The 26,793-nt window shown below is 74.3% G+C and carries 27 protein-coding genes, 1 tRNA gene and 1 riboswitch; of the genes, 15 read left to right on the top strand and 13 right to left on the bottom strand.

Translation table 11 applies throughout. The features are described from left to right. Positions 1 to 7: 7 nt before the first annotated feature. From O2W17_RS02060 to O2W17_RS02050, 3 genes are read left to right on the top strand one after another with little or no spacing between them, the layout of a single operon-like run. Complete coding sequence (locus O2W17_RS02060) at positions 8 to 484, top strand: hypothetical protein (protein WP_269190730.1); 477 nt, start codon at positions 8 to 10, stop codon at positions 482 to 484. Continuing rightward, positions 484 to 2,385 carry a DNA primase gene (dnaG, locus tag O2W17_RS02055; protein WP_269190729.1) on the top strand — a complete coding sequence of 634 codons (1,902 nt, stop codon included), beginning with the start codon at positions 484 to 486 and terminating at the stop codon, positions 2,383 to 2,385. The genes O2W17_RS02060 and dnaG overlap by 1 nt, the downstream gene beginning before the upstream one ends. Then, positions 2,382 to 2,939, top strand: coding sequence for a hypothetical protein (locus tag O2W17_RS02050; RefSeq protein ID WP_269190728.1), 558 nt, complete (start codon positions 2,382 to 2,384; stop codon positions 2,937 to 2,939). The genes dnaG and O2W17_RS02050 overlap by 4 nt, the downstream gene beginning before the upstream one ends. Positions 2,940 to 2,946: 7 nt before the next feature. Here the strand turns inward: O2W17_RS02050 and O2W17_RS02045 are convergent, their stop codons facing one another. Further along, positions 2,947 to 3,156, bottom strand: a complete 210-nt coding sequence (locus O2W17_RS02045) for a hypothetical protein (protein WP_269190727.1) — start codon at positions 3,154 to 3,156, stop codon at positions 2,947 to 2,949. Positions 3,157 to 3,295: 139 nt separating this feature from the next. Here O2W17_RS02045 and O2W17_RS02040 point away from each other — a divergent pair. Next, positions 3,296 to 3,368 (top strand) — tRNA-Asn (locus O2W17_RS02040). A 375-nt stretch (positions 3,369 to 3,743) separates the two neighbouring features. Here O2W17_RS02040 and O2W17_RS02035 read toward each other — a convergent pair. Both O2W17_RS02035 and O2W17_RS02030 read right to left on the bottom strand, forming a co-directional pair. Then, positions 3,744 to 4,448 (bottom strand): transglycosylase SLT domain-containing protein, encoded by a 705-nt coding sequence (locus O2W17_RS02035; RefSeq protein ID WP_269190726.1) that lies wholly within the window; start codon positions 4,446 to 4,448, stop codon positions 3,744 to 3,746. A 178-nt stretch (positions 4,449 to 4,626) separates the two neighbouring features. After that, positions 4,627 to 4,789, bottom strand: a riboswitch (cyclic di-AMP (ydaO/yuaA leader). A gap of 244 nt (positions 4,790 to 5,033) precedes the next feature. Next, the gene (locus O2W17_RS02030; RefSeq protein ID WP_269190725.1) at positions 5,034 to 5,438 is read right to left on the bottom strand and encodes an MmcQ/YjbR family DNA-binding protein; all 405 of its coding nucleotides are present in this window, start codon (positions 5,436 to 5,438) and stop codon (positions 5,034 to 5,036) included. A 117-nt stretch (positions 5,439 to 5,555) separates the two neighbouring features. Between O2W17_RS02030 and O2W17_RS02025 the strand changes: the two genes are divergently transcribed. From O2W17_RS02025 to O2W17_RS02005, 5 genes are all read left to right on the top strand, one after another. Continuing rightward, positions 5,556 to 5,927: a nuclear transport factor 2 family protein gene (locus O2W17_RS02025; RefSeq protein WP_269190724.1), complete on the top strand. Its 372-nt coding sequence runs from the start codon at positions 5,556 to 5,558 to the stop codon at positions 5,925 to 5,927. Next, positions 5,924 to 7,618 carry a flavin monoamine oxidase family protein gene (locus tag O2W17_RS02020; protein WP_269190723.1) on the top strand — a complete coding sequence of 565 codons (1,695 nt, stop codon included), beginning with the start codon at positions 5,924 to 5,926 and terminating at the stop codon, positions 7,616 to 7,618. The genes O2W17_RS02025 and O2W17_RS02020 overlap by 4 nt, the downstream gene beginning before the upstream one ends. 277 nt (positions 7,619 to 7,895) lie before the next feature. Continuing rightward, entirely contained in the window at positions 7,896 to 8,696 is an 801-nt protein-coding gene (locus O2W17_RS02015) for a TIGR02587 family membrane protein (protein WP_269190722.1), read from the top strand. Positions 8,697 to 8,711: 15 nt separating this feature from the next. Further along, the gene (locus O2W17_RS02010) at positions 8,712 to 9,125 is read left to right on the top strand and encodes a hypothetical protein (RefSeq protein ID WP_269190721.1); all 414 of its coding nucleotides are present in this window, start codon (positions 8,712 to 8,714) and stop codon (positions 9,123 to 9,125) included. 172 nt (positions 9,126 to 9,297) lie between these two features. Further along, the gene (locus tag O2W17_RS02005) at positions 9,298 to 9,981 is read left to right on the top strand and encodes a hypothetical protein (protein WP_269190720.1); all 684 of its coding nucleotides are present in this window, start codon (positions 9,298 to 9,300) and stop codon (positions 9,979 to 9,981) included. Positions 9,982 to 10,002: 21 nt separating this feature from the next. On the opposite strand, the gene O2W17_RS02000 is transcribed toward O2W17_RS02005, so the two are convergent. The 3 genes from O2W17_RS02000 to O2W17_RS01990 all read right to left on the bottom strand — a co-directional run bounded on the left by O2W17_RS02000 (position 10,003) and on the right by O2W17_RS01990 (position 12,992). After that, positions 10,003 to 11,103, bottom strand: a complete 1,101-nt coding sequence (locus O2W17_RS02000) for an AI-2E family transporter (protein WP_269190719.1) — start codon at positions 11,101 to 11,103, stop codon at positions 10,003 to 10,005. A gap of 320 nt (positions 11,104 to 11,423) precedes the next feature. After that, complete coding sequence (locus tag O2W17_RS01995) at positions 11,424 to 12,047, bottom strand: hypothetical protein (protein ID WP_269190718.1); 624 nt, start codon at positions 12,045 to 12,047, stop codon at positions 11,424 to 11,426. 165 nt (positions 12,048 to 12,212) lie between these two features. Further along, positions 12,213 to 12,992 (bottom strand): formate/nitrite transporter family protein, encoded by a 780-nt coding sequence (locus O2W17_RS01990; protein WP_269190717.1) that lies wholly within the window; start codon positions 12,990 to 12,992, stop codon positions 12,213 to 12,215. A 226-nt stretch (positions 12,993 to 13,218) separates the two neighbouring features. Here O2W17_RS01990 and O2W17_RS01985 point away from each other — a divergent pair, with 226 nt between their 5' ends. From O2W17_RS01985 to O2W17_RS01970, 4 genes are all read left to right on the top strand, one after another. Beyond that, the gene (locus O2W17_RS01985; RefSeq protein WP_269190716.1) at positions 13,219 to 13,530 is read left to right on the top strand and encodes a hypothetical protein; all 312 of its coding nucleotides are present in this window, start codon (positions 13,219 to 13,221) and stop codon (positions 13,528 to 13,530) included. Between the two features lie 8 nt (positions 13,531 to 13,538). Then, the gene (locus O2W17_RS01980) at positions 13,539 to 14,792 is read left to right on the top strand and encodes a cytochrome P450 (protein ID WP_269190715.1); all 1,254 of its coding nucleotides are present in this window, start codon (positions 13,539 to 13,541) and stop codon (positions 14,790 to 14,792) included. Further along, on the top strand, positions 14,789 to 16,318 hold the full coding sequence (locus O2W17_RS01975; protein WP_269190714.1) for a patatin-like phospholipase family protein: 1,530 nt from the start codon (positions 14,789 to 14,791) through the stop codon (positions 16,316 to 16,318). Before O2W17_RS01980 ends, O2W17_RS01975 begins: the two co-directional genes overlap by 4 nt. A 187-nt stretch (positions 16,319 to 16,505) precedes the next feature. Then, the gene (locus tag O2W17_RS01970) at positions 16,506 to 16,760 is read left to right on the top strand and encodes a hypothetical protein (protein WP_269190713.1); all 255 of its coding nucleotides are present in this window, start codon (positions 16,506 to 16,508) and stop codon (positions 16,758 to 16,760) included. A gap of 26 nt (positions 16,761 to 16,786) precedes the next feature. On the opposite strand, the gene O2W17_RS01965 is transcribed toward O2W17_RS01970, so the two are convergent. Both O2W17_RS01965 and O2W17_RS01960 read right to left on the bottom strand, forming a co-directional pair. After that, a complete protein-coding gene (locus O2W17_RS01965; protein ID WP_269190712.1) occupies positions 16,787 to 17,374 on the bottom strand; it encodes a lipoprotein in 588 nt (195 codons plus the stop codon). Between the two features lie 47 nt (positions 17,375 to 17,421). Next, on the bottom strand, positions 17,422 to 17,934 hold the full coding sequence (locus O2W17_RS01960) for a hypothetical protein (protein WP_269190711.1): 513 nt from the start codon (positions 17,932 to 17,934) through the stop codon (positions 17,422 to 17,424). A gap of 234 nt (positions 17,935 to 18,168) precedes the next feature. On the opposite strand from O2W17_RS01960, the gene O2W17_RS01955 reads away from it, so the two are divergent. Further along, complete coding sequence (locus O2W17_RS01955) at positions 18,169 to 19,449, top strand: phospholipase D-like domain-containing protein (RefSeq protein ID WP_269190710.1); 1,281 nt, start codon at positions 18,169 to 18,171, stop codon at positions 19,447 to 19,449. An 82-nt stretch (positions 19,450 to 19,531) separates the two neighbouring features. After that, the gene (locus O2W17_RS01950; protein ID WP_269190709.1) at positions 19,532 to 21,115 is read left to right on the top strand and encodes a sulfite oxidase; all 1,584 of its coding nucleotides are present in this window, start codon (positions 19,532 to 19,534) and stop codon (positions 21,113 to 21,115) included. Between the two features lie 69 nt (positions 21,116 to 21,184). On the opposite strand, the gene O2W17_RS01945 is transcribed toward O2W17_RS01950, so the two are convergent. From O2W17_RS01945 to O2W17_RS01925, 5 genes are all read right to left on the bottom strand, one after another. Further along, complete coding sequence (locus O2W17_RS01945) at positions 21,185 to 22,069, bottom strand: alpha/beta fold hydrolase (protein WP_269190708.1); 885 nt, start codon at positions 22,067 to 22,069, stop codon at positions 21,185 to 21,187. A 61-nt stretch (positions 22,070 to 22,130) separates the two neighbouring features. Next, on the bottom strand, positions 22,131 to 23,624 hold the full coding sequence (locus tag O2W17_RS01940; protein WP_269190707.1) for a phosphatase PAP2 family protein: 1,494 nt from the start codon (positions 23,622 to 23,624) through the stop codon (positions 22,131 to 22,133). 94 nt (positions 23,625 to 23,718) lie between these two features. Next, positions 23,719 to 24,117 (bottom strand): hypothetical protein, encoded by a 399-nt coding sequence (locus tag O2W17_RS01935; RefSeq protein WP_269190706.1) that lies wholly within the window; start codon positions 24,115 to 24,117, stop codon positions 23,719 to 23,721. Then, positions 24,114 to 24,665, bottom strand: a complete 552-nt coding sequence (locus O2W17_RS01930; RefSeq protein WP_269190705.1) for a hypothetical protein — start codon at positions 24,663 to 24,665, stop codon at positions 24,114 to 24,116. The genes O2W17_RS01935 and O2W17_RS01930 overlap by 4 nt, the downstream gene beginning before the upstream one ends. After that, on the bottom strand, positions 24,662 to 26,725 hold the full coding sequence (locus O2W17_RS01925) for a PEP/pyruvate-binding domain-containing protein (RefSeq protein WP_269190704.1): 2,064 nt from the start codon (positions 26,723 to 26,725) through the stop codon (positions 24,662 to 24,664). Before O2W17_RS01925 ends, O2W17_RS01930 begins: the two co-directional genes overlap by 4 nt. Positions 26,726 to 26,793 lie beyond the last annotated feature (68 nt).

Raw genomic sequence — 26,793 nt, 5'->3', positions numbered from 1 at the left:
GACGACGGTGCTCAAACTGGGCAGGGCCGGCACGCACGGCCTTCCGAAGGGCGTCCTGCCGGTGCTCCGCGACGGCGAGGTCGTCGCGACGCTGCGGTCCGCGACGTGGACGGAGTCGGCGACGGTGGCCGTCGACGGCGTGGCGTGGGTGTACGCGCGGCACAGGCGCGAGCTCACCGGGCGCCGGGAGGGCGACCCGGAGGACACCGCCCGGCTGCGGGCGCGGCAGGCGTCGGCCTGGAAGGGCACCTGGGCGATCGACCTGGAGGGCACGGCGATCGAGGTGCGGCCGGCGTCCCGGTGGAGGGGTACGCACCGGTTCCTGCGGCACGGGCGCCCGGTGGCCGAGAGCGGCAGCACCCCCGGCTGGACCCCGCGGGCCACGATCACCATGGACGGCGAGCTGCCCCTCGACCAGCAGATCTTCCTGCTGTGGTGGGAGCACGTGCTCCGCCGGCGGGCCGCAGCGGCGGCGGCTGCCTGATGGCCGGGCGGGGTCGCATCCGGGCAGCGGACATCGCGCTGGTCCGCGAACGCAGCAAGATCGACGAGATCGTCGGCGAGCACCTGCAGCTCAAGCGTGCGGGTGGCGGCAGCCTCAAGGGGCTGTGCCCGTTCCACGACGAGAAGTCCCCGTCGTTCCAGGTGACGCCCAGTCGCGGCCTCTACCACTGCTTCGGGTGCGGGGTGGGCGGTGACGTCATCCGCTTCGTGCAGGAGATCGACCATCTTTCTTTCTCCGAGGCCGTCGAGCTGCTGGCCGGCCGGGCCAACGTCGAGCTGAAGTACGAGGACGACGGTGGTCGCCCCACCGCCGGGCCCGACCGGGCGTCGGTCGGCCAGCGGGCGCGGCTGGTGGCGGCCAACACCGCGGCGGCTGCCTTCTACGCCGAGCAGCTCGGTACGCCGGAGGCAGCGCCGGCCCGGCAGTTCCTCGCCGACCGCGCGTTCGACCGGCAGGCCGCGCTGGACTTCGGCTGCGGCTACGCGCCGGGCGGGTGGGACGGGCTGACCCGCCACCTGCGGGCCAAGGGGTTCACCCAGGCCGAGCTGGTCACCGGCGGGCTGGCCAAGGAGTCCTCCCGAGGCACCCTGATCGACCGGTTCCACCGGCGGCTGGTGTGGCCGATCCGCGACATCACCGGCGACGTCATCGGCTTCGGCGCGCGCAAGCTCATGGACGACGACCCGGGGCCCAAGTACCTCAACACCCCGGAGACCCCCCTCTACAAGAAGAGCAGCGTGCTCTACGGCATCGACCGCGCCAAGCGCGACATCGCCCGTCGGCACCAGGCCGTCGTCGTCGAGGGCTACACCGACGTGATGGCCTGCCACCTCGCCGGTGTGACGACGGCGGTGGCCTCCTGCGGCACCGCCTTCGGCGCCGAGCACATCGGCGTGCTGCGCCGGCTGCTCATGGACCAGGACGAGTTCCGCGGCGAGGTCGTCTACACCTTCGACGGCGACGCCGCCGGCCAGGCCGCGGCGATGAAGACCTTCGCCGAGGACCAGCGCTTCGTCGGGCAGACCTTCGTCGCGGTCGAGCAGGAGGGGCGCGACCCCTGCGAGCTGCGGCAGGAGCACGGCGACGCCGCCGTCCGCGACCTCGTCGCCCGGCGCACGCCGCTGATCGCCTTCGTGCTCAGGACCACGCTCGCCGGCTACGACCTGGACACCGTCGAGGGCCGGGTGGCCGCGCTGGAGAAGACGGTGCCGCTGGTCGCGCAGATCAAGGACCACGCGCTGCGGCCGGCCTACGCCCGCGAGCTGGCCGGGTTGATCGGCAACACCGACGAGTCCGAGGTGCAGGAGCGGGTGCGCCGGCTCACCGGCGACGGGGGCGGGGGCGGGGGCGGGGGCGCCTCGCGCGGCCGCCCCCGCGCGCCCAAGCGGAGCCCGGACGACGCCGCGGTCGCCGTCGAGCGGGAGGCGGTGAAGGCTGCGCTGCAGGTGCCCGAGTACGCCGGGCCGGCCTTCGACGCGGTCCCGCCGGCCGCTTACACCGATGCCGACTACGCCGCCGTCGCCGCGGCGGTGGCCGCGGCCGGCGGTGCCGCCGGGGCGACCGTCACCGGTCCGGCCTGGCTGGACGAGGTGTCCGGGCACTGCGACCGGGAGAGCGCCCGCGCCCTGCTGACGGCGCTGGCGGTGGAGCCCATGCGCTCGGTGACCGGCGAGGGCGACCCCGCCTACGTCAACGCGATCCTCGCCCGGCTGCAGGAGATGGCCACCGTCCGCCAGGTGGCGGCGCTCAAGGGGCGGCTGCAGCGGATGAACCCGGTCGAGCAGGCCGAGGATTACACGAAGATCTTCGGCCAGCTCGTGGCGCTCGAGGCGCAGGCGCGGTCGCTGCGGGAGCGGGCGATGGGCGGGCTCGCGTCATGACGTTCCTGGACGGGTTGCGACGCAGGTTCGCGCGACCGCCGGAGGTGGTGCGCGCGGCGGTGGCCGATCCCGACGAGCAGGTGCTCGCCTGGGGCGCGCGCGCCCGTGACGGCGGGTGGCTGGTCGCCACGTCCCGGGGGCTGCGGACCGTCGACGCGGCCGGGGGAGCGGCGGCGCTGCTGCCCTGGCACGAGGTCGGGCACGCCCGCTGGGCCGCGACCAACGACGGCGGCGGCTCCTTCACCGTCACCCCGCTCACCGAGGTGGAGCCCGGCGTGCAGGCCCGGCTGCCGGCAGTGCGGCACGTGCTCACCGACGCCGGTGAGCTGCCGGCGGTCGTGCGCCGGCGGGTGGACCAGACGATCGTCACCAGCCGCCGCACCCCGCTGCCGGGGCGTGGCGGCGTGGTGCTGGTGGCCCGCCGGGTGCCCGGTCAGGCGGAGCGGGAGTGGACCGTCGTGTTCGACGACGACGCCGACCGCGACGACCCGGTGGCCCGCGAGACCGCCCGCCAGAAGCTCGCCGAGACGGTCGCCGCCGAGCAGCCGGACTGAGCCGGGCTCAGCGCTGGGGTTCGCCGCCCAGCTGGGCCTTGAGGGTGGACACCGCGTCGTCGGCCTTGGCCTGCGCCATGCCCGCGATGCTCTGCAGGCGCGGGTCGTCCTTGGCCTTGTCCCAGGTGCGCCGGAGCTGCTCGTAGCGCTCGCGGCCGGCGCGGGATCCGAGCACGTAGCCAGCGCCGAATCCGGCGAGGAACGACAGCTTGGCCATGGGGGTTCCTCCAAGGTGAACGTGCGGTGAACGTCGACACGCTACCTGGGCTGCGCACGCCTCCGCCGTCCGCGAGCCGCGCGCGGGGGCCTCTCGGGCGTGCGGTACTCTCGACGGGCCAGCGGGTCGATCCCGCTCATCCCCCGTAGCTCAATTGGCAGAGCATGCGACTGTTAATCGCAGGGTTACTGGTTCAAGTCCAGTCGGGGGAGCCGCACAAGGCCTTTGACCAGCACTTTTGCCGGTCGGAGGCCTTCGTCGTCCGGTGAGCCAGGCGATGATCCCCGTGAACGCCCCGGTTTCATCCCGCCCGCCGGGCCAGGAGCAGCAGATCAGCGGCTCTTCTCGAGGCGGTGTGACGGCTCGTGCAGAGGTCCTGGGTCGTGCTCGCGCCCGGGATCTCGCGCTCAGGGCCGGTGTGGGATGGAGGGTCGCCGCCGGCGCGCTGCCGTCGGGTGCGCCGCATGACCGGACCGCCTGCCACCCCGTTGCACCCGGCGGGCCGAGGTGCTCCGGGATCGCCTTCCCCAGGAGTGGACGCCGGGGGCCGCTCCCGCTGCTGAGAGGGGCCCGCGGCGTTCAGGGGATCAGTACCAGTTGTTGGCCTGGTGGAAGTCCCAGGCCGCGCAGGGGGTGCCGTAGCGGTTCTCGATGTAGATCAGCCCGGCGTCGATCTGCCGGTTCGGGTCCGACGTCTTGGCGATGCCGGTGCCCGCCCACGTGGAGTCGAGGAACTGGGCGATGCCGTACGCGGTGCTGGTGGGGTTCTGCGCATTCGGGTTCCACCCGCTCTCCGCCTCCCAGAGCTGGACGAGGCAGCCGAACTGGGTGCTGTCGCCACCGAGCTGGGTCAGCGCGTAGTCCTTGTACGCCTGCTCGCCGGTGGCGGCGGGGGCCGGCGCGGGAGCCGGAGCGGGAGCCGGCGCAGGAGCCGGGGCCGGAGCCGACGCCGGTGCCGCCTCGGGAGTGGGGGCAGGCGCAACCGCCTCCTCCCGCTCCGGCGCCCAGTCGCCGCGCCAGTCCCGGTCCCCGTCCCAGCTCGAGCCGGATCCGTCGCCACGCCACGGGCGCTCGTCGGCCTGGGCGACCGCCTGCCCGGCGAAGGTGAGGGTGAGGGTCATGGCCGCCGTGGCGGTCAGCAGGTGCAGGACGCGGCGGCGCGGCGGCGCGTCGTCGAGGCTGCGCGGGGCGCAGGTGTGCTCGCGATCGGTGGGTGCGTGCATGAGGTCGTCCTCCTGGAGGGCATGGGCGCCGGGCGTCGTCCCAAGGACGGCGCCGCGGTGCTCGGGCATGGGGCTGCGGCACGAGGCCTGATGGGCAGGGATCGGCAGCCGAGCGCGCGGCAGAGGTCGCACCAGTGGGTCCGGCCGGAGGCGTGCGACGGCTGGTGTGCAGATACGTGAGCAGGCGGGAGCGCGACGGTCCCGGACCTGGGCGCGCGGGGCCACTGTGCCCGGGCGCGGCTGTTCTCCGTTCTCCCTCAGCCGCCTACCAGGTGAGCTGACGGGTTCGGGCTGGGAGTGCTGCCCTACCCGCTCCCGGTGAGTGACCGGGAGCGGGACTCACCCCGGTGCTGCAGGTGGGTCCCCGGCTCGCGCCCACGGGCGCGGACGCGACTCGGCGGCATCCGGCGCGGTTCCCCCGGATGGGAGCGATGCAGGCCGTCCGGACGCAGACACTGTAGGTCCGTTATGGATCCGTGACAATCGCAGCGATGCCGAAAGACGGTCCCGGCCCGGTCGAGGTCGAGTGGTGGCCACCGCCCGCGGCCGCGGGGTGCTGCCCGCCGTCGTCACGGCGCTCGGACCCCTCAGCCGCGCGCCGGCCGGGCCTGTCCAGGTGCCAGCAGGACCCGACGTCCGCCCGGGTCGCCACGGTCAGGAGCGGGTGTGACGGCTGTCGACCTCGGCCAGCAGGCGCTTGGGCGCGCGTACCCGCCACGCGTCCTCCACCAGCTCGGCGAGCTCCTCCACGGGGATCCGGTCGAGCCGCACGAGCACCACGGCGTACCCGTCGAAGTGCGGGGTGGTGAGGAAGGCGTCGGGGTCGGCGGCGAGCAGCGTGGCCTTCACCCCCTCGTCGGCCACCTGCACCCCCAGCACCGGATCGTCCTCGTCCGGCGCTGCCGCGCCGAGCGCCGCCCGGTCGGCCCCGCGCAGCGGGCGCTCCCAGACGAAGCCCTTCCCGTGGACCCGCCAGGACGGGAGCCCGCCGTACGAGGGGTGCTCGTCGGTGTCCGGCAGCGCGGCGACCAGTCGCCGGACGTCCTCCCAGGTGGCCATCCCCGCAGTGTGGACCCCTCACCACGTGTTCGTGAAAGGGTGCTCGTCGGACCGTGCTGTGGGCCCGACCCCGTGCGTCCAGGCCTGCCGCAGCGCCGTGGAGAGAGAGGAACAGCCGTGCCGACCGACCCCTTCGCCGCCTTCCGGGCTGCCGTCGAGAGCCGCGACGTCGACGCCGCGGTGCGGCTGTTCACCGACGACTGCGTCTTCTCCTCGCCGATCGTCCACGAGCCCTACCGGGGGACCGGGGCGCTGCGCGCGATCCTCACCGGCGTGATGGCGGTGTTCGAGGACTTCCACTACACCGCGTCCTACGCGGGCGACGACGGCCACGTCCTCGCCTTCAGCACCCGGGTCGGCGACCGGGACCTCGAGGGGGTGGACGTGCTGCGCAGTCGCGACGGCATGCTCACCGAGCTGACCGTGATGGTCCGGCCCTACTCCGCCGCGACGGCGCTCCGCGAGCGGATGGCGGCCCTCCTCGCGTGAGTGCGCCGAGTACACCGGGGGAGGCCGACCAGGAGGAGGCCCGACCGCCGGTCACGATCTTCGGTCCGGACTTCCCCTTCGCGTTCGACGACTGGATCACCCATCCGGCGGGCCTCGGTGCCGTTCCCCCCGAGCGGCACGGCGAGGAGGTCGCCATCGTCGGCGCGGGGATCTCCGGCCTGGTCGCGGCGTACGAGCTGATGAAGCTCGGGCTCAAGCCGGTCCTCTACGAGGCCTCGCAGCTGGGCGGGCGGTTGCGGTCGTCGCGGTTCGAGGGCGCCCCGGCCGAGATCGTCGCCGAGCTGGGCGGCATGCGGTTCCCGGTGTCATCGACCGCCTTCTACTGCTACGTCGACCTGCTCGGCCTGGAGACGAGGCCGTTCCCCAACCCGCTGACGCCGGCTTCCGGCAGCACGGTCGTCGACATCGAGGGGGAGACCCACTACGCGGAGTCCTCCGAGGCGCTGCCGCCGATGTTCCGGCAGGTCGCGGCGGCCTGGGCCGACGCCCTGGAGACCGTGAGGTTCACCGAGATCCAGGACGCGATCCGGGCGCGTGACGTCCGCACGCTGAAGTCGCTCTGGGACGCACTGGTCCCGCTCTGGGACGACCGCACCTTCTACGACTTCGTCGCCAGTTCCGATGCGTTCTCGAGGCTGTCCTTCCACCACCGGGAGGTCTTCGGGCAGGTGGGGTTCGGCACCGGCGGGTGGGACTCCGACTTCCCGAACTCGATGCTGGAGATCTTCCGCGTCGTGATGACCAACTGCGACGAGGACCAGCGATTCGTCGTGGGCGGGGTGGAGCAGGTGCCGTGGGGACTGTGGAACCACGCGCCGCCGGAGCTCGCGCACTGGCCTGCCGGGACGACGCTGGCGAAGCTGCACTCCGGCGCGCCGCGCGCCGGGGTCGCCGCCATCGCCCGGGACGCCGACGGGAGCTTCGCCGTCACGGACGCCTGGGGGCACGTCGTCCGCTACCCCGCGGTGCTCGTCACCTGCCAGAGCTGGCTGCTGACGACGCAGATCGACTGCGACGAGAGCCTCTTCTCGCAGAAGATGTGGACGGCCCTCGACCGCACCCGGTACATGCAGTCGTCGAAGACCTTCGTGATGGTCGACCGCCCGTTCTGGAAGGACAAGGATCCGCGGACGGGCCGCGACGTCATGAGCATGACCCTCACGGACAGGTTGACCCGCGGGACCTACCTGTTCGACCACGGCGACGACCAGCCCGGCGTCATCTGCCTGACGTACTCCTGGATGAGCGACGCGCTGAAGATGCTTCCCTACCCGGTGGACCAGCGCGTGCGCCTCGCGCTCGGCGCGCTGAAGAAGATCTACCCGGACCTGGACATCGCGCAGCACATCATCGGGAACCCGATCACCGTCTCGTGGGAGGCCGACGAGCACTTCCTCGGCGCCTTCAAGGGCGCCCTGCCCGGTCACTACCGCTACAACCAGCGGATGTACGCGCACTTCGTGCAGGACGACCTCCCGCCCGAGCACCGCGGCATCTTCCTGGCCGGCGACGACGTGTCGTGGACGCCGGCCTGGGTCGAGGGCGCCGTGCAGACCTCCCTCAACGCGGTCTGGGGCATCATCCGGCACCTCGGTGGCGGCACCCACGCGCAGAACCCCGGCCCCGGTGACTCGTTCGCCGAGCTCGGCCCGATCGCGCTGCCGGACTAGGACGCCCCGCGCGAACCGCCGTCCACACGAGCGTGTCGCGCGCCGGCGCCGCCGCCGCGCAGGTGTCTGCAGCGTGCGCACCGGCGCGTCGTGACGGCGGCCGCAGACCCCGATGCGGGCATGACGTTGCGATGACCATCCCCGCCCGGGTCCCCGTCGTGCAGCCCTCCGCCGAGCCTGCCGTGTAGACAGGTCTGGGGGCCGGTCGAGCGAGGGTCCCGGTCCCGCTGAGCTGCGGCGGTGAATGGCGCGACCCACCGGATCCCCTTGGAGCGCGATGCCGCAGCAGACCGATGTGCGCCAACTGGTCATGGGCTTCGGGCGCGGTATCGGCGGCGCCCTGCTCTTCGCCATGCCGCTGCTCATGACGATGGAGGTCTGGCGACTGGCCCACGCCGTCGATCGCCACCGGCTGGCTGCGCTCGTGCTGGGGACCGTCCTGCTGGTGGTGGGCCTCGCCCGCAATCTCGGCTCCACGGGGGCCGGCTGGCGCGCGAGCCTGGTCGACGCCGGGGTCGCCTTCCTCGCAGCCGCCTTCGCCACGGCGTCGATCCTCACGGCCCTCGACGTCCTCGACTGGCTGCAGGACTGGCGCGACGCCGTGTCCGTCCTGCTGCTCGCGCTGCTGCCGGCCGCGGTGGGTGCCTCCTACGCCCGGGCGCAGCTCGGGGAGAGCAGCGTCGCGCCCCAGGGCTCCGGGTACCGCCACGAGCTCTTCCTGATGGTGGCTGGGGCGGTGGTGTTCGCGTCGAACCTCGCCCCGACGGAGGAGATAGTCCTCCTGGCGGCGAAGATGACCCCCTGGCACACGCTGGTGGTCGTCGCCGTCAGCCTCACGCTGATGCACGCCTTCGTCTACCTGGTCGGCTTCGGCGGGCAGGAGGAGCACGACGGCCCGGTCCAGGCCTTCATGGCCTACACCGTCGTGGGGTTCGTGCTCGCGCTGTGCATCGCCGCCTACCTGCTGTGGACGCTCGGCCGCTTCGCGGACACCGGTCTGCTGATGGTCATCACCGAGTCGGTGGTGCTCGCCCTCCCCGCGGGCCTGGGCGCTGCAGCGGCCCGGCTCATCCTGTGATCAGAGAGGAATCCCATGACCGGATCCGATGACGACACCCAGGGGCAGCGCGCCGCCACCACGTCGGCGGCCGAGTACGTCCTCGGCGGTCTGGGCGGCCTCCTGGTGCTGCTGTTGGTCGCCTTCCTGGGGTATGAGGCCGTAGCCGTCCGGGAGGGCGGCCCCGACCTGGCCGTCGAGATCACCGCGGTGGAGCCGGCGGGCGCCGGGTACGAGGTGTGGCTCCGCGTGCGCAACGACGGCGGGACGACGGCCGAGACGGTGCAGCTGGGGGGCCGGCTCACGCGAGGCGGGCGCCTCGTCGAGCAGGCTTCGGCCACCGTCGCCTACGTCCCGCCGGAGAGCGTGCGCGACGCGGTGCTGGTCTTCGCGTCCGATCCGCGCGACGGGGTCCTCGCGGTCGGCCCCGAGGGTTACCGGGTCGCCTGAGGTTCCGCGGGACAGCGCGGTCCGCCGCCCGGTCACGCCGGCCGCAGGTCCTGCCGGCAGGTTGCGACCCGGTCTCGAACGGCCGGATCAGGGCTCCGGGTGCAGGGTGAGGGTAGTCGGTGGACGTCGCGAATCGGGGTGTGCACCGCCCCGTCCGAGCGGAGGAGAGTGCATGCGCACCCAGCGAGAGACTTGCACCGGGCGGCGACCGGTCGCCACCAACCTCCCCGCCACCAGAACCGTGCTGGCCGTGGTGCTCGCGCTGGGGGGGCTGGCCGCCTGCGGGAACGATCCCGCCGGGCCGGCGACCGACCCGGCAGCGGCCGAGGAGCGCCAGCAGCTGCGCGAGGAGATCGCCGCGCTGCAGGACCGCATCGACGCCCTGGAGGAGCAGTCCCGTCCGGACGGCGGGCCGGGTGACGATGCACCCGCCGACGGCGATCCGCAGTCCGGCGAGCAAGGGACGGCCGGCGGAGGCGCGTCCGGGCGGGCCTCCGCCGACCCCGTCGGCGTGTTCACCGACCCCGAGCCCCTGGTCGGTCAGGACGTCACCGTGACCGCCGAGGTCTCGGGCCTCATCTCCGTGACCCAGGTGGGTGCCGCCTTCCGCCTCGCCGACGGCGAGGGGAACACCATCGGCGTGATCATGGTGACCCCACCGGCCGATCTCGAGGTCGGCGACGTCATGCGCGTCACCGGCCCCCTCGCCCGGGTCGAGCAGGACGGTTTCGAGGCTGACTTCGGCATCGCCGCCGACGCGTTGGTCGACGATCCCGAGGCCTTCTTCGACGACGTCGCCGGCGAGTTCGCCATCGCGGCCCGCGACGTGGAGGTCCTGCAGCAGCCCTCCGGCTGATGCCGTCGACGGCCGGGGGGCCTACCGGGTGCCGGCAGCCGCCGACGGCTCGGGTGCCGGATCGTCCGGCAGCGGCGCGGGCGCCGGCTCCTCAGGCGCCGATCCGGGCGAGGGGGCTGCCGTGGGGTTCTCGCGCACGTGGTTCAGGACCCGGTAGGCGACCGCCACGAGCGGCACGGCCAGCAGGGCGCCGGCGAGCCCCCAGAGCAGCGACCCGGCAGTCACCGCGACGAGGATGACGGTCGGGTGCAGCCGCAGCGTCCGGCCGACGATGAGCGGCTGCAGGATGTTGCCCTCCACCTGCTGCACCACCAGGACGGCGAGCAGCACGATGATCGCGTCGGTGAAGCCGTTGGTCACCAGGGTGACGAGCACGGCTACGGCCCCGCTCACCGTGGCACCGAACAACGGGACGAAGGCGCCGAGGAAGGTCAGCAGTGTGAGGGAGGCCCACAGCGGGACGCCCAGGATCAGCAGCGCGGCGCCGATGCCCACCGCGTCGATGAGCGCCACGATGATCACCCCGCGCACGTACTGGGACAGCGTCGTCCAGGCCGCGCTCCCTGCGCCGTCGACCTGCTCCCGCCGTCTGGCCGGGACGAGGCGCAGCACCCAGGCCCACATCGACGCGCCGTCCTTGAGCAGGAAGAACGTCAGGAAGGCGACCAGGATGACGGCCGCCAGGGCGTAGAGCGCCATGCTGGCCGCGGCCGTCGGTTCGGGCGCGAGCCGGAAGATGCGGTCCACGACCGCGTTCCGGGCCTCGGTGACCTGCTGCGGATCCAGGCCCAACGGTCCCTCGATCAGCCACACGCGGATCCGGTCGATGCCCGCGGCCAGCGGCCGGGTGAGGTTCCGCAGCTGGTCCGCGGCGCGGAACCCGATGAGGAAGCCGGAGCCGACCAGGACGCCGAGGAGGAGGAGGACCGACAGCAGTGCCGCGAGCGCCCGGGGGAGCCCCCGGGCGGCGAGCCACCGGTTGATCGGCTGGACGATGGCGGTCAGCAGCAACGCGACGGCGATGGCCACCGTCACCAGCGGCAGCCGGAGCAGGAACCAGAACAGCAACCAGCCGATACCGGCCAGCGCCAGCAGGGCGGCGCTGACCACCAGGGTCCGCACCGCCCACGCGGGGGCGATCGTCGGGCTCCCGCCACCCCCGGGTGGAGGTGGCGGCGGAGGAGGCATCGCATCAGCGGGAGCGGCGGGTCGGTCCCGCACCGCACCTGCCCCGCCTCGAGCCGCGCGTCTCAGCACAGCGAACCCGTACGCACAGCTCGTTCTCCGATCATGGGACCTGCGGCCCGCAGCCCAGGCGGGACGTCGACGGCGGGCATGTCCGCATCTTCGATCATCCGGGCCCGACCGGCCGGATGAGGCGGACGGCCGCGGTGCCGCCCGCGAGGATCCGGGGCGTCACCGCGTGCCGGCGGTCCGCTGGGTCAGTCGTTCTGGCCCTGCTCCTGCAGCACCTCGATGCGGTCGGCGGAGATGGCCACGGAGCCCTCTTCCACCTCGAACCACGCGTCGGCGTCCTCGAACAGCTCGTCGGCGGCAACACCGAAGTCCTGCTCGAAGGTGTCCCGCTGCACCTGGACGACGGTGCCCGACACCTGGACCACGTCGTTCGCGTCCAGCTCCATCGGCTGGGAGGCCATGACGACGGCGATCGGGTCACCGGACTCACCGGCGATGCGGAAGGAGCTGCCGACGTCGGTCGTCGTCACCATCTCCGAGACCTCGGCGCTGACGGTCACCTCCTGGCCGATGTAGGACTCGGTGTCGTCGTAGAAGGCGGCCGTGTCGTCGTCGGCTCCCAGCGGGTCGACCGCGGCGTCCGTGCCGATGCCCTCCTCGAGCACCCCCACCCGCTCGTCGAGCCCAGCGAGGTCGTCCTCGACCTGCTGCAGGTCCTCGGCGGTGACCCCACCGGCCTCCGGGCCGGCGGAGTCGTCGCTGCAGGCGGCCAGGCCACCCAGGCCCACGACCGCGGCGATGACGGCGCCGGCGGTACGGCCGGCGCGGCGGTTCCGGACGGAGGTCATGCGTGCGGCATTGGTGTTCATGTCGTCTCCTCGTGTGCACCGGGGCGGCCGTTCCGGCCGGCCCACGACTGTTCGGACAACCCATTGCATGCACGGCGACGGACGAGCGGCTCGGACGTTCGCGGCTCTGACACGGAGCCGACACCGTGTCGCCACATGCTCACGGTCAGGTGACACCGGCGAGCCTCACCGCGAACCCTTGACCTGGGCCGTGTGGGTGAGCGTGATCAGCGTGAGGCCACCCACGACGTTGCCCGCGACGGACAACCCGAGGTTGACCAGCAGGTCGAGGTAGCCGACCGCATCGGACAGCCAGATGCCGAAGAGCAGGTGCAGCGCGGAGACCGCCGCGTGGTCGAAGGGGCCGAGGGCCAGGAAGAAGCCGACCATCCCGGTGACCAGGATGCGGGCGGTCACGGTGTCGACCGCCTTGAGCATGTACGACAGCAACGTCACGAGTGCGCCGGCGAGGACGGCTCGGGCGAGCGTGGCCGTCCAGGGCTTCCCGGCGATCTCCTCGGCGAGGTGGGTGAGCACACCGGCGGCGCCCCCGGGGAGTGCGCCGTCGACGGTCATGACCGCTGTCAGGACGGCGCCGCCGACGAGGTTCAGCGAGAGGATGGCGCCCCACAACCGGAGCACCCGGCGCCACACCGACCAACCTCGCTCCTCGATCGCCGCGGCCACCGGGTCGAAGAAGTTCTCGCTGAACAGCTCGCTTCGGCCGACGATGAGGAAGACCATCCCAATGGAGAAGGCGAGCGCGCCGGGGACCTCGGCCGCGTTCCCGCCGACGGCGCCCTCCAGGTAGGCGACGACGACGGCGAGGGCCACGATGCCGAAGACGATGGTGACGCCGGCGATGAAGCCGGTCGCCACCTGCTCGAGCGGCGGCATGTACAGCCGTCGGTGACCCTCTTCGCGGGCACGCGCGTAGATCTGATCAGGATCCGGGGCCACAGCCATGGGACGGCTGTACCGCCGCCGGCCCGCGCCTGCACCGGTCGCGGCGCACCGTCGCGAGGTCGCAACAAACCCAGCACCCTGGTCGGTGCGCCGCGGGGCCGTGGGTCGTGTTGCGGGCTCCTTGCGGAACGGTGTCAGGACGGCGGCATCGCGGTGGCCGGCGCGTGCGCGCGGGCACAACCGCCGGCGGAGTCCCTCTCACCGCCTGCGCCGTCCGGAGGAAGTCATGACCCAGCCCGTCCTGTCCCGACCCGTCGGTGGATGGTCGGGCCCTCGGCCCCTCGCCGCCATCGACGGGGATCTCCACTCCTGCCGGCGCATCCGTCGGGACGCGGAGCGGGAGCTCGCAGAGGTCCGGCGGCGCCAGGAAGAGCTCGCCGACCTGGAGGCCACCCTGCTGGTCACCATCGACTGCCGGTCGCGGCTGGTCGACCACCTCCTCGACGAACGCCTGAGCGCCTTCCCCGCCGGCGCGAGCAGCCTGGAGCTCCCCGTGGCCGAGACGTCGTCGCCTCGCCCGCACGAGGGCCCGAGGTGACTGCGCGGATGCCGACGGTCGCCGGAATCCCGCACCTGGACGGACGGGACAGCAGCGCCGCACTCCTCCGCGAGGGCTACGCCTTCGGGGCCCACCGGTTCCTGCGAGCGGGCTCGGACGCCTTCGAGACCCGCTTGATGCTGCAGAGGGCGGTAATCGCCTACGGCGAGGAGGCGGCGCGGCTGCTCTACGAGCCGGACCGGATGACCCGCCGCCGGGCGCTGCCGGTCACCACGCTGACCCTGCTGCAGGACTTCGGCAGCGTCGAGCTGCTCGACGAGCAGCCGCACCGGCACCGCAAGGCGATGTTCATGTCCCTCATGACGCCGGACGGGCTCGGCGAGCTGGCCGACCTGGTCGAGCAGGAGTGGCGGGGCCAGCTCCCCGACCGGCGGTTGGCCGGGGACGTCGTCCTCTTCGACGTGGTCCGCGAGGTGCTGTGCCGCGCCGTCTGCTCGTGGGCCGGCATCCCGCTGCGAGAGGCGGAGGTGGCGGTGCGCACCCGGCAGTTCGCCGCCATGGTCGAGGGAGCCGGCTCGGTCGGGCCCCGCAACCTCCGCGGTCATGTCCTTCGGCACCGCGCCGAGCGCTGGGCCGGCCAGGTGATCGAGCGCATCCGCAGCGGCGAGCTCGAGGCCGCGGACGGACGCCCGGCGAAGGTCGTCGCAGAGCACCGGGACGAGGACGGGCGGCTGCTGGATGCCGAGGTGGCGTCCGTCGAGCTGATCAACATCCTGCGGCCGACGGTCGCCGTCGCCCGGTACGTCGTCTTCGCCGCGCTCGCCCTGCACCAGCACCCCGACTGCCGGACGAAGGCGATGGCGGACGACGAGTACCTCCGCTGGTTCGTGCAGGAGATCCGCCGCTTCTACCCGTTCTTCCCGATGGTCGGTGGCCGGGCCCGGACGGAGTTCGAGTGGCGCGGCCGCCGGTTCGACCGCGGGGCGTGGTTCCTGCTCGACATCTACGCGACGAACCACGACACCCGGATCTGGGACGAGCCGGCCGCTTTCCGTCCTGAGCGTTTCGCCACCTGGGACGGCGGGGCGTACCGCTTCGTGCCGCAGGGTGGGGGCGACCACGACTCGGGGCACCGGTGCGCGGGAGAGTGGCTCACCATCGCGGTGGTGGAGCGGGCCGTCCGCCTGCTGACCACCGCCATGACCTACGACGTGCCGCTCCAGGACCTGAGCGTCGACCTGTCCCGCATGCCGGCCGCCCCGGCCAGCGGCATGCTCCTCTCCCGGGTACGCGCGGCGTGACGGCGGGCCCGCCGGTCCGGATCGCGCTCACGATCAGCAGCGGGGCGTCCCTCGGCGCCTACGAGGCCGGCGCGACGGCCGGTCTCGTCGTCGCACTCCAGCGGCTCAACGAACGGGATGCCCGGGACGGGCGCCCGGCGTCGGTCGTGCTCGACGCGATCGGGGGGACGTCCGCCGGTGCCATGGTCGGGCTGCTGGCCGGCCGCTGCCTGCTCGCCGGTCTGGACCCGGTGGCGGTGCTGCACGAAGGGTGGGTGCGGCGGGCGAGCCTGCGCAGGCTCACCCGGGGGCGCAGCGATGCGCCCCTGACGATGGCCGGTATCCACGAGGACACGGTCGCGCTGCTGGAGCCGCGTGACCGGTGGGGCCGGCGCGCGCACCGCGTCGCGGACGCGACCCGGCAGCGGCGACCGGTGGAGTTCACCGTCGGGCTCGGGAACCTCCAGGGGCTGACCTCGCGCATCGACGGGACGGCGGGCGGCCCGGTCCACAGCGGTCTGAGCCACGTCGACCGGGCAGATTTCACCCTGCGCCCGGACGACGACCGGGACCGGTACGTGTGCCCGGAGCGGTCCAGCCCGCTGGACGCGGCCATCGCGTCGATGTCCCACCCGGCGCTCTTCGATCCGCGGCCGCTCGACCGGCGGCCGGACGAGCAGGGCTACCGGCGGGCGGGCGTGGAGAACTTCCCCGGGTCCGGGCACTTCTGGTACGCCGACGGCGGGACGCTGGTGCGGCACCCGCTCGGCGCCACGCTCGACGCGGCCCGCCGGAGCGACCGACGGGCGTGGGCGGGGGAGCCGGGCCCCGGCGACGGGCCGGCGCCGCACCGGGTGCACGTCCTCGTCCACCCGCACACGGCACCGCCCGGCGACGACGGCCGGTGGACCGATCCCGACCGCCGGCCCGCCTGGAGCGACACCTTCGTGCGCATGGTGACGACGCTGCCGGTGGAGTCCCTGTACGCCGACCTCCGCGGGATCGAGGCGGTCAACGCGCGCCTCCACCGGCTGGACGAGGTGGCGGGTGCGCTCGCCTCCCGGCTGGACGCCGACGCCGTCAGGGAGCTGCGGCGGACGCTGCGCGAGGCCGGTGGTGTGGGCAGCCGGGTGCCGGTGACCACGGAGGTGGTCTCACCGCTCCGCCTCCTCCAGCAGCCGGGTGGCGAGCGCCCGCCCGCCGGCCAGGAGCGGGTGCCCGATCTGCTCGCCGGGGAGTTCCTGCTCCGCTTCGGTGGCTTCGGCGGACGCGCCTTCCGGCACAGCGACTTCGTGCTCGGCTGGCAGAGCCTGCAGGCATGGCTGCCGGACGCACTGGCGCGCGCCGGGCTCCCGGAGGCAGCCGTGGCGGCCGCGGTGGCGGCGGTCGACGAGCGGGATGTCCGGCATCGCGAGCGCGGACGGCGCGGGCAGGCCGCGCTCGGGGACGTCCCGTTGCGCACGCGCCTGCGCATGGCCGCCGTCCTCGCCCACGGAGCGCGCAGCGTGCTGTCCGACGTGCTGCGCGGGCGGTCGCGTGACCGTTGACGGACGTCGCCGGTGCTGTGCTCTGCTCCTGCCGTGATCCGGGTGCAGGCGAGGGGAGCCGAGGGTTCCCCTGCCGCCGCTCCGCCGCCGGCCGCCGTCCGCCGGCGTGCCGCGGCCCCGCAGGAGGCCGGGTGACCGGCGCGGTCCCCCGCGTGCCCGACACCGGCCGGCGCCCCTGGCACGACGCGTGGCGGGCGGTGCGGTCGGCACGCTGGTCCTTCTGGACGGAGGTTGTCGCGCGCTGCTGGCCGCCTACGTCGAGCTGTCCGGGTCGTTCGGCGTCGGCTACGGGCCGCTGACCGGGGTCATCGCGCTCCTGCTCTGGACGCAGCTGACCTCGGTGGCGCTGTTCCTCGGCTGCGCCGTCAGCGCCCTGCTCGAAGCCGGGCACGTCGGCATCGATCGCGGAGCGGAGCCGGATCGCGACCGACCGGCCGGCTGAGCCCCCCGACCAGCCCGACCATTCGCTCAGCCCTCGATGGCGCCGCAGGCCACCCGGGAGCCGGTGGTGAGGGGCGCGACCTGCTCCGTGACGGTGGGGATGTCGCCGAGCGTGGCGACCGCCGGGGCGATCAGCAACGCCGTGCCGCCCTCGATCAGGAGATCGTCGAGGGTCATCGTCCCGGCGAGGGTGCTGATCGACCCCACCCCGTTCTCCAGCACCAGCACGGGAGGGAGCTCGAGGAGGACGGCGTCCTCCTCCGCGGTGGCCCCGGCCTCGCACGTGCCGCCCGGGTAGAGGTACATGGGGTGGAACCCGGCCGTCAGGCCGGCGACCTGGACCTCGACCATCCCGCGGCCCTCGTCGTCGCGGAACCACGCCGTGCCGACGACCGACCCCTCCGCGTCCTCCAGGTCGGTCGAGACCTCCACCGCCACTCCGGACTCCGCCTCGGCCTCCTCGTCCGGCGCCTCGTCCTCTCCGGCCTCCTCCTCCAGGACCTGCTCGCCCTCGACGACAGCGGTGAGGTTCTCCGCCAGTTCCTCGTCGCCCGACGAGCACCCGGCCAGGGCCAGGGCGGCGGAGGCGACCAGGAGCAGTGGTGATCGACGCATGATGTCCCTCTCGAGATGACGTGCCCTGAACGGTGTGCCCGGGTTGCTCACTCCGCCTCCTCCAGGGCGGTGGCGACCAGGAACTCGTCGCCCTCCCACTCCTCGTACCGCTCGTCCGCCAGGTCGATGCCGAGCGTCTCGGCCACGACCCCGGCGTCGAAGTCCTCGATCGGCGTGGCTGCGAGAACCCAGTTCTCGCCCGCTTGGGGCTCCTGCGGGGCGGCGCCGTCGGTGACCACGACTAGCACCGGCTCGATCTCCGCCCCGATGGGCGCGGTGACCGTGAACGTCCGGGGCGACAGGACCTCGTCCACGGTCGCCAGCACCGTGACCTCCACGTTGGACCAGACGTCGAGCTCCTCGACGAAGGCGGCGTCGAGCGCCCCGGTGTAGGAGTCCTCCAGGTCCTCCGGGCCGCGGATGTCCGGTACCTCGACCGCCGTCCCGGCCACCGGATCCTCCTCGTCGGCGCTGCAGCCGGCCAGGCCTGCGGCGGCCGCGGCCAGGAGCAGCCCACCGAGCGGACCGGCCGTCACCCGCCGGGAGAGCGGTGCCTTCATGAATGTCTCCTCGTGTCCACGTCGGGCCCTGCGCGGCGACAGGACCCTGGCTGCCGTGTCCGTGCCCACGACACCCCGGCGGCTCTCCCCGATCCCGGGCATCGTCACGCCACTGTCATGAGCCCGCCCGGGTACGGGGGCAGTCGCTGCGCACCTGGGAGCGGCGCCGTTTCCGACCCGACCGAACGGGCAGCACCTCCGACGGCCCTGATCGTCGAGCCGGGAGGAGAGCTCGTGCCCGCACGCAAGGCAGCAACCGGGGATGCGCCCGCGGCGGCCGGTTCCCGGGCGCACCCGGTGTCCGGCGGTCCGGCCACGTCGGCGACACCGCGCCGGGTCCTGGAGGCGCTGGTCGGGGTCCCGTTCACCGAGGGCAACCGGGTCGACGTCCTCAAGGACGGCGAGCAGACCTTCCCGGCGCTGCTGGCCGCCGTCGCCGCGGCCCGGCGGACGGTCGACCTGCTCTGGTTCGCGTGGCGCGGCGGCGAGGTCTCCCACGAGCTGGCCGGCGCGCTGGCCGACCGCGCCCGCGAGGGGGTGCGGGTGCGCGTCCTGCTCGACGGCTACGGGGGCAAGCACATCGACCGGGACGACCTGCGCCGGCTGCAGGACGCAGGCTGCACGGTGTTCTTCTACCGGCCGTTGCACACGCCGCGGTTCGGCGTCTGGAACCTGCGCACGCACCGGCGGGCGCTGATCTGCGACGAGACGGTGGCGTTCACCGGCGGCACCGGCATCGACCGGGCGTGGACCGGCGACGGCCGGCACCCGGGCAGCTGGCGGGACACCGCGTTCCGCGTCGAGGGGCCCGCCGTCGCCGGTCTGCGGTCGGTGTTCGTGCAGGCCTGGATGCAGGCCCAGGTCCGCCTCGCGGGCGGCCTCGTGTCCGACGACGACCGTTTCCCCGAGCTCACCCCCGCGGGGAAGACCGCGGTGCAGGTGCTCCGGCCGCCGTCCCAGCCGGGCTGGAGCGAGGCGGCGATCGCGGTGTCCGCGCTCCTGCACTCCGCGCGGGACCACGTCCGGATCACCACCCCCTACGTGCGGCTGCCGCGCTGGCTGCGGGAGCTGGTGCAGGGCACGGCCGAGCGGGGCGTCCGGGTCCAGCTGCTGGTCGGCGGTCCCCACGTCGAGCGGCCGTCGGTGCACCTGCAGGGCGAGCTGGACTTCCAGCCCCTCCTCGACTCCGGGGTGGAGATCTGGCGCTACCAGCCGTCGCTGCTGCACGCCAAGGTGGTGAGCGTCGACGGCGCCGTCGCGATGGTCGGCACGGCGAACTTCGACACCCGGTCCCTGGCGCTCAACGAGCAGGTGTGCCTGCTGCTCGACGACCCGGCGGTGGTGTCCGTGCTGGACGCGCACTTCGCCGGGGACCTCGACGACAGCGAGCGGGTGGACCCGGAGCGGTGGCGCGCGCGCGGCCTCCGGTGGCGGGCCCTGGAGGTGGCGTCCGACGTCGTCGGCCGGCCGTTGCGCGGCTGGGGCGCCATCGGGCTGGCCGGCCGCCGACCCTGAGTGCCGGCCCGCTCCGTGACGATCCGGGGACGAAGCACCGCCGGCCGGTGTCCGGCGGGCTGCGATCGGACATGGTCCGGTCGTGTCCCAGGTACTGCGATCGACGGATGGACCGGCGGGCGGGCTGCGCCCGGGCAGCCGGGGTGGTGCGGCGCTGGCCGGGGTGGCGGCGGTGGCCGTCGCCCTCGGCGTCGCCGAGCTCGCCGCGGGTCTGATCCCGCGCGCCCCCTCGCTGGTCATCGCGGTGGGGGACGCCGTCATCGACAGCGTCCCCGGCGCGGTGGAGCAGTGGGCCATCGCGACGCTCGGCACGGCCGACAAGCCGGTGCTCATCGGCGGCATCCTGGTCGTCTCGGCGCTGCTGGCGGTCGGGATCGGCGTGCTCGCCCGCCGCCGCTTCCTGGCGGCCGCCGCCGGGATCGCCTTGTTCGCCGCACTGGGGACGGCGGCCGCGCTGGCCGACGGCCGCAATCCCGTCCTCCGCACCCTCCTCGTCGGCGTGCTCGGCGCCGCGGCCGGCATCGGGGTGCTGCACCTGCTGGTGACGGTGATGCGCCGCCCGCCGGTACCGGCCGAGCCGGGCGCGGGGGAGACCCCGCTCAGCGCCGTCGACCGGCGCCGGTTCCTCGCCGTGACCGGCGGCGCGACCGTGCTCGGCGTGCTCGCCGGCGTCGGGGGCCACCTGCTGTCCGGCCGGGAGCGGCTCGACGAGCTGCGCGCCGCGATCCGGCTGCCCGTCCCCGTCAGGCAGGCGGGACCCGTGCCGGCCGGCGCGGACCTCGATATCCCGGGGCTCACCCCGCTGTTCATCCCGAACGACGAGTTCTACCGGATCGACACCGCGCTGCGCGTGCCGGTCGTCGACCCCGACACCTGGCAGCTGGAGATCCGCGGGATGGTCGACGACCCGTTCACGCTGACCTACGCCGACCTCATGGAGCTGCCGCAGATCGAGGCGGACATCACCATCGCCTGCGTCTCCAACGAGGTGGGCGGTGACCTCGTCGGCAACGCGCGCTGGCAGGGCGTGCCGCTGCGGCCGCTGCTCGAGCGGGCCGGGCTCCAGCCGGGGGCGACCCAGCTGATCGGCCGCTCGGTCGACGGGTTCACCGCCGGGTTCCCCACCATCACCGCCCTCGACGTCGAGGAGGCGATGGTCGCCGTCGCCATGAACGGCGAGCCGCTGCCGGCCGAGCACGGCTTCCCGGCCCGGTTGATCGTCCCCGGCCTCTACGGGTACGTGTCGGCGACGAAGTGGCTCTCGGCCATCGAGCTCACCGACTGGGACGAGCAGGGGTACTGGATCCCGCGCGGCTGGGCCAGGGAGGGCCCGATCAAGACCCAGACCCGCATCGACGTGCCCGGCGGTGCGGTCACCGCAGGGCGGCGGCCGATCGCCGGCGTCGCCTGGGCCCCCACCCGCGGTATCGAGCGGGTCGAGGTGCAGATCGACGACGGGCCGTGGCAGGAGGCCCGGCTGGCCGACCCCTACGACGTCGACGTCTGGCGGCAGTGGTTCCTGGAGTGGGACGCCACCCCCGGCCGGCACGTGATCGTCGCCCGTGCCACCGACGGGCTGGGCGAGGTGCAGACCGATCAGCGCACGCCGGTCGCCCCCGACGGCGCCTCGGGCTACCCGGCGATCGAGGTCGTCGTCGAGGGCTGATCCCCGACGCACGGGAGCCGGGCCCGGGTCGCTGCACGAGCCCGGGCTCGCGGCGGCCGCACGACGTGATCAGGCGACGGCGTCTCGCTCCCCGGCGATCTTCACCATCCACCGGGCCACCTGCGCGGCGACCACGGCGGGGTCCGTCAGCGGCAGCATGTGACCGGCCTCCGGGACGGTGAAGACCTCGCCGTCGGGCAGCACGGACAGCAGCCGCTCGATCTCCTCACCCGGCACCTCGGGGTCGCTGCTGCCGTGCACCACGAGGACCGGGACCCGCAGGGACGGGGCCAGCGTGACCGGGTCGTGGGAGAGAGCGGCCAGGCTCGTGCCGGCCAGTGCCAGCGGCCGGGTGGCCAGGAAGTTGTCGCGCATCCGCTCCACGAGCTCCCTCGGCTCACCCCGCGCGAACGCGAAGTGCCGGATGGCGCGATCGGAGACGGTGCGCACCGGCCGGATCCGCCGGCCCACCCGTGCGCCGGTGCGCAGGATCGCGAACCAGAGGGACCGCAACCGGGCCTGCGCCCACGGTGGCAGGTCGGCGGACGGCAGGCCGGGCACGGTCACACCGGCTCCCCCCGAACCGACGAACACCGCACCGGCGACCCGGTCGTCCGCGGAGCCTTCCACGTGGGCCAGCAGGATGCCGCCGCCCAGGCTGTGCGCCACCACGACGGCCGAGCCGCCGTCGGGCACCACGGTGTCGAGCACGGCCGACAGGTCTCGGGCGTGCGCGGCGAGGCTGTAGTCACCGGACCGGGCGTCGCCGCTCTGGGCGTGCCCGCGCAGGTCGTAGCCGACGACGCGGTACCGGTCGGCGAGCCGCGCGGGCACCTCGCCCCAGGAGTCGGTGGACAGGCCGAGGCCGTGCACCAGCACGAGGAGGGGTGCGTCCTGCGGCCCCCAGGAGTAGAGGGCCAGGCGGGTTCCGTCGAACGAGGTCACGTCGGTCATGGCCGGGGGAGTACCCGCGCGGACACCGTGCGGTGTGTCGTTGTGGTGACAGTCGGGGCGGTCAGCGCGCGACCGGAACCCGCTCCGCGGTGACCGGCCGGGGGTAGCGGACCTGGTCGGCCACCCCGGGCAGCAGGTAGCGGGCGCACACGAGCACCCACACCGTGCCCAGCACCAGCCCGGCGAGCACGTCGGTCGGGTAGTGCGCCGCGGTGTAGATGCGTGAGAGCGCGACGGCCGGGGCCACGAGCACCGGCACGGCGAGCACCGCCCACCGCCGGCGGCTGCGGCCGAGGGCGATGACCAACGCGGCCAGTGCGCCGTAGAGGGCCACCGCGGCGGAGACGTGCCCGGACGGCCAGCTCGCGGCCGTCGGCAGACCGGCGGTCAGGTCCGCCACCGACGGCCGCATGCGGTCGACGGTGCGGGAGACGACGAAGTAGATGCCGAGCTCCCCGAGCACGGTCAGCAGGACGAACAGCACCGGCCGCCAGCTGCCGGTGATCGCCAGGGCCACGGTGGCGAGGGTCAGCGGGACAGCGATGACCATGGATGTCCCCGAGAGCGTCCCGACCGCCGTGGCGATGTCGGTCAGCAGCTCGCTGCGCAGGTCGACGGCGGCACTCACCACGGCTCGGTCGAAGCGGCCGAGGGCGGTGTCGCCGAGCACGGCGGTGACCAGGAGGCCCAGCGCGACCAGGGCCGCGACCAGCGCCACGGCGCCGGCCAGCAGCCGGCCCACCGTCCGGCGGCCGTCGGGGAGAGCCTCCTGGCCGGACGGGGCCAGGTGCGGCGCGTCATGCGGATCGACCTCCAGGGGGTCCAGCGTCTCCGCCGTCGGCCGGTGGTGGTCGTGCTCCCAGCCGCGGAAGGCGGCCGTCGTCACCGCCAGCAGGCCCAGGCCGAGAGCCCAGCCGGCGAGGACGTCGGTGACGAAGTGCACGCCCAGGGCGAGCCGGGTGAAGCCCACCACCAGGGCGATCAGCACGGCCGCCGCCAGCACCCACCGCCGGAGCCCGCGGCGGACCGCGGGCAGCGCCAGCAGCGCGAGCATCCCGTAGGTGACGACCGCGACCATGGAGTGCCCGCTCGGGAAGCTGGCGTTGGAGGGCAGGTCCGACACGGGGTTGTCGACCATCGGGCGGGCCCGGCCCACCAGTGCCTTCGTCACCGGCCCCAGCACGGCCAGCGCGATACCGGTGACGGCGGCGAACGAGGCCAGCCGGCGCTGACCCCGGATGAGCAGGAAGACCGTGGTGAGCGTGAACACCAGGACGGCGGCGCCGGTCCCTCCGAGATCGGTGACCGCCTGCAGTACCCGCACCAGGGCGGGGGACTCGCTCACCACCGCGTTGAGGCCGGCGGCCACCTCGCCGTCCAGCGACTCCAGCGGTGACCAGTTCTGCTGGACCAGCAGCATCAGCAGCAGGAAGGGCACCGCCCCGATCAGCAGGGCGACCAGCCCGAGCGCGGCGCGCACCCCGAACCGGCCGCCGCCGGCGGTCCCCTCGGGGGCCTGCGGTGATGTCTCCTCGTGCTGCACGACCCGGCTCATGGGGACTGGACGTACCCGGCCGTCGAGAGGGACACCGGCCACCCACCCGACGATCGCGTTACGGCTGGCGGAGCCGCCGCAGCGGCGCCCCGCGTCAGCGGGAGGAGTCGTCGCCCTCGGGGGTGATCGTCTCGAGCGTCCGGACGTCGGCGAGCAGGTGCTGCACGCGGGTGTCGCTCAGGCACCCCCGGAGCTCGCGCCGGTCGAACTCGTCCAGCCCGGGACGCAGGCGGAACGCGACCACCCCGTCGTCGACGGTCACGAAGGTGTCCTCGACCACGTCGGCGTTGACCAGCAGCCGGCAGGTGCTGATCAGGCCGCGGGCCATCTCCTCCCGGACGGCCTCGTCCTCGCGGATGGAGACCTCGAGCACCACGTCGGTGTAGGAACCCTCGGGCTGCTGGATGCTCACGGTCATCAGCTCGCTGCGCAGCAACCAGATCCCGATGCCGGTCAGGACGGCAGCGGCCAACCCGGCGATCACCCGCTTCACCGGACGGCCCTCGTGGCGGCCGGTCCCAGCAGCACCCGCAGCGAGGGGTCGTCGGCGCAGTCGTCGGCGCCGGCCAGCAGCTCGGCGTCGGTCGGGACCAGCGAGGTGACCGGGAAGGCGATCCCCTGCAGGTCGGTGGCGAGCTGCTCCTCCACCCCGGCGCGGGCGGAGCTGCCCGCGACGCGCTCGATCAGCCAGGCGATGCCGGAGACCACGAACCCGCCGCCGAGGAGCACCGGGATGAAGATGTGCGTGCGGTCGAGCGATTCGGGCGAGAGCCACCGGAACGGCTGGGTCTCGACCGGGGCGGCGCGGAGGCGCTCCAGGGCGCCGGCCGGCCGCTGGTTCCCGGCCGTCGATCGCAGGCGCTCGTCCATCGACGTGACCCGGCGGAGGACGAGCGCGGTGCACAGGCCGACCAGGGTGGCGAGGAAGAGGATCCCCACCAGGAGGGCGCGGTGCCACTCCCACCGGTAGATGTAGACGAACAGGTAGGCGCCCGAGGCGATCAGCGCCACGACTCCGATGAGCCAGCTCAGCTTCTTCACGACGTCTCCTCCTCCACGGCACCGGTGTCGCCGTCGACGCGAACGGTCGTCCCGGGCGGGAACTGGTCGAGCGCCCCGGAGTACCCGACGACGGTGGGGACGCCGGACTCCCGCGCCAGGATCGCCAGGTGCGCCAGCACGCTGCCGGTCTCGGCGACCAGGCCGGCCAGGCGCGGCAGCACCGGGGCGAGCGAGGGATCGAGGGTGCGCACCACCAGCACGGAGCCCTCCGGCGGGTCCTCGCCGTGGTGCACCGGGCCGGTGCCGGAGCCGCCACCCGCGCCGGTTCCGCCGGAGGTCCCGGTGACCGGCACGGGCCGGCCGGTGTCGCTCTCCCGGAACCGCGCGGGCAGCGGCTCGCCCGGCTCCTCCAGCAGCGGCCGGAGCACCTGGTCGGGGTCGTGCACGGCGGCCGCCAGGTCCGCCAGCCGGATGCCGCGGATCTGCTCGGCACCGCCCAGCCGGCCGGCGGCGGTCAACCGTTCCCCGAGCGTCCAGGCCGCCCGGGCGCTCACCTCCTGGAGCCAGCGCACCCGCAGGCGCAGCGCCTCGCGGAGCAGGCCCGCGTCGGTCTCGTCGCCCGGCGGCGCGCTGTCGGGCGCGTCGACGTCGGACGGCAGCTGCGGACCGGCGCAGATCCGCGGCGCGGCCAGCGCCAGCACGACAGGGTTGGCCGCCACGATCTCCGCGTCGGTGAGCCCCGCCTGACGGGACCGGGCCAGCACCCGGAGCGCGGCGCTCACCCCGGTCAGCCGGGGGGCGGCCGGGTCCACGAGCATGCCCATCAGGACCTCGTGGGCGTGCACCGAGCGCAGGGCGGGCTGCACGCGGTGCAGCACGGCGACCAGCTGGCGGTCGGACAGGTCGCCGAGCGGCGGCACCCCGCCCAGCACGTGGTCGGTGGAGTCCAGGACGTCCCGGGCCAGCAGGGGGAGCGCCGACCGCAGCCGGCCCACCCGCCAGGAGGCCCGGAGCCGGCGCAGGCGCGGCCGGGGGTCGAGGCGTTCCCGGAGCCGCGGCGTCTCCTGCCGGCTCTCGAGCAGGTCCAGGTCGACCGCCGGCCAGCCGCCCAGGACGGTGACCAGCGGTGAGTCGTCGACGGCGGCCCGGTCTGCGGTGCCCGCGAGCAGGAGGGCGTGCCGCAGCGCCTCGCGCAGCGGCGGCAGCCAGAGGTCGGCCTCGAGCGGCTGCAGCGGCTCCGGGAAGGTCTCGGCCACCGGCCCCGGCCCGAGCACGGGCCCGACGGGGCGACCCCGCCCCTCCGCGGTGACCGGGCGGCTCTGCAGCAGCCGCAGGCGGCCCTGCTCGTCGAAGGCCCACTCGACGTCCTGCGGGCCGCCGAAGACCCGGGCGGTCCGGCGGGCCAGGTCGGCCAGCGCCTGCAGCTGGGGGCGCCGCAGCCGGACGCCGCCGTCGCCCCGGGTGACGTCCGTCCGGCGCCCCGAGCGGTCGAGCTCGTACCGGTCGCCGTCCACGTCCCCGCTGACCAGCCGGTCCGGCCCGCCGCTCACCGCGGCGACGACCAGCCGGTCCTCCCGGCCGGACACCGGGTCGATGCCGAAGAGCACCCCGCCGCTGCGGGCGTCCAGCAGCGGCTGGACGAGGACGGCCAGCGGCTCGCGGCCGGTCAGCGTGTCCGATCCGGCCGCCGCCGTCTCGCGGGAGGCGATGACGACGTCCACCGCGCGGCGGAACTCCTCGGGGCCGTCGACCCCGACCACCGACTCGAACCGGCCGGCCATCGACGAGTCCCCGAGGTCCTCGACCGTCGAGCTGCTCCGCACGACCAGCGACCGCCGCCCGTCGCCGGTCAGCTCCCCCCAGGCGGCCAGCACCTCGTCCGGCAGCGGCGCGCCGTCGGCCAGCCGCTCCACGGCGGTCGTGGTGATCACGAAGCCGGGCACGATGGGCAGGCCCTGGGCGGAGGCGCGGGCGAGCGCCGACGCCTTGGCGCCGGTCAGCCGGTCGTCGGTCGCGGCCCCGTCGTCGAGGGCCACGACCGGGGGGCCGTCGGTCGGCGGGGCGGCTCGGGAGCCGCCGTCGGTGGAGGTGGCAGACACCACCGGTGGGTTGCCCGGCGCCGTTTCGCCAACCGTCGCGTCACCCTTCCAAGGGGTTTCGTCCGGAA

The organism is Blastococcus sp. VKM Ac-2987 (genome assembly GCF_026967805.1).
Taxonomy (GTDB): Bacteria; Actinomycetota; Actinomycetes; order Mycobacteriales; family Geodermatophilaceae; genus Blastococcus.
Note: the sequence above shows the minus strand (reverse complement) of the source record. Positions and strands in the feature narration are given on the sequence as shown.

What these genes read in the sequence shown, in the direction of transcription:
- O2W17_RS02050 (WP_269190728.1), top strand. Translation starts at nt 2,382, where the DNA reads ATGACGTTCCTGGACGGGTTGCGACGCAGGTTCGCGCGACCGCCGGAG.
- O2W17_RS01985 (WP_269190716.1), top strand. Translation starts at nt 13,219, where the DNA reads ATGACCCAGCCCGTCCTGTCCCGACCCGTCGGTGGATGGTCGGGCCCT.
- O2W17_RS02030 (WP_269190725.1), bottom strand. Translation starts at nt 5,438, where the DNA reads ATGGCCACCTGGGAGGACGTCCGGCGACTGGTCGCCGCGCTGCCGGAC.
- O2W17_RS01995 (WP_269190718.1), bottom strand. Translation starts at nt 12,047, where the DNA reads ATGAACACCAATGCCGCACGCATGACCTCCGTCCGGAACCGCCGCGCC.
- O2W17_RS01960 (WP_269190711.1), bottom strand. Translation starts at nt 17,934, where the DNA reads ATGAAGGCACCGCTCTCCCGGCGGGTGACGGCCGGTCCGCTCGGTGGG.
- O2W17_RS01965 (WP_269190712.1), bottom strand. Translation starts at nt 17,374, where the DNA reads ATGCGTCGATCACCACTGCTCCTGGTCGCCTCCGCCGCCCTGGCCCTG.
- O2W17_RS02010 (WP_269190721.1), top strand. Translation starts at nt 8,712, where the DNA reads ATGACCGGATCCGATGACGACACCCAGGGGCAGCGCGCCGCCACCACG.
- O2W17_RS01945 (WP_269190708.1), bottom strand. Translation starts at nt 22,069, where the DNA reads ATGACCGACGTGACCTCGTTCGACGGAACCCGCCTGGCCCTCTACTCC.
- dnaG (WP_269190729.1), top strand. Translation starts at nt 484, where the DNA reads ATGGCCGGGCGGGGTCGCATCCGGGCAGCGGACATCGCGCTGGTCCGC.
- O2W17_RS02005 (WP_269190720.1), top strand. Translation starts at nt 9,298, where the DNA reads ATGCGCACCCAGCGAGAGACTTGCACCGGGCGGCGACCGGTCGCCACC.
- O2W17_RS02035 (WP_269190726.1), bottom strand. Translation starts at nt 4,448, where the DNA reads ATGCCCGAGCACCGCGGCGCCGTCCTTGGGACGACGCCCGGCGCCCAT.
- O2W17_RS01990 (WP_269190717.1), bottom strand. Translation starts at nt 12,992, where the DNA reads ATGGCTGTGGCCCCGGATCCTGATCAGATCTACGCGCGTGCCCGCGAA.
- O2W17_RS01980 (WP_269190715.1), top strand. Translation starts at nt 13,539, where the DNA reads ATGCCGACGGTCGCCGGAATCCCGCACCTGGACGGACGGGACAGCAGC.
- O2W17_RS02015 (WP_269190722.1), top strand. Translation starts at nt 7,896, where the DNA reads ATGCCGCAGCAGACCGATGTGCGCCAACTGGTCATGGGCTTCGGGCGC.
- O2W17_RS01940 (WP_269190707.1), bottom strand. Translation starts at nt 23,624, where the DNA reads ATGAGCCGGGTCGTGCAGCACGAGGAGACATCACCGCAGGCCCCCGAG.
- O2W17_RS02045 (WP_269190727.1), bottom strand. Translation starts at nt 3,156, where the DNA reads ATGGCCAAGCTGTCGTTCCTCGCCGGATTCGGCGCTGGCTACGTGCTC.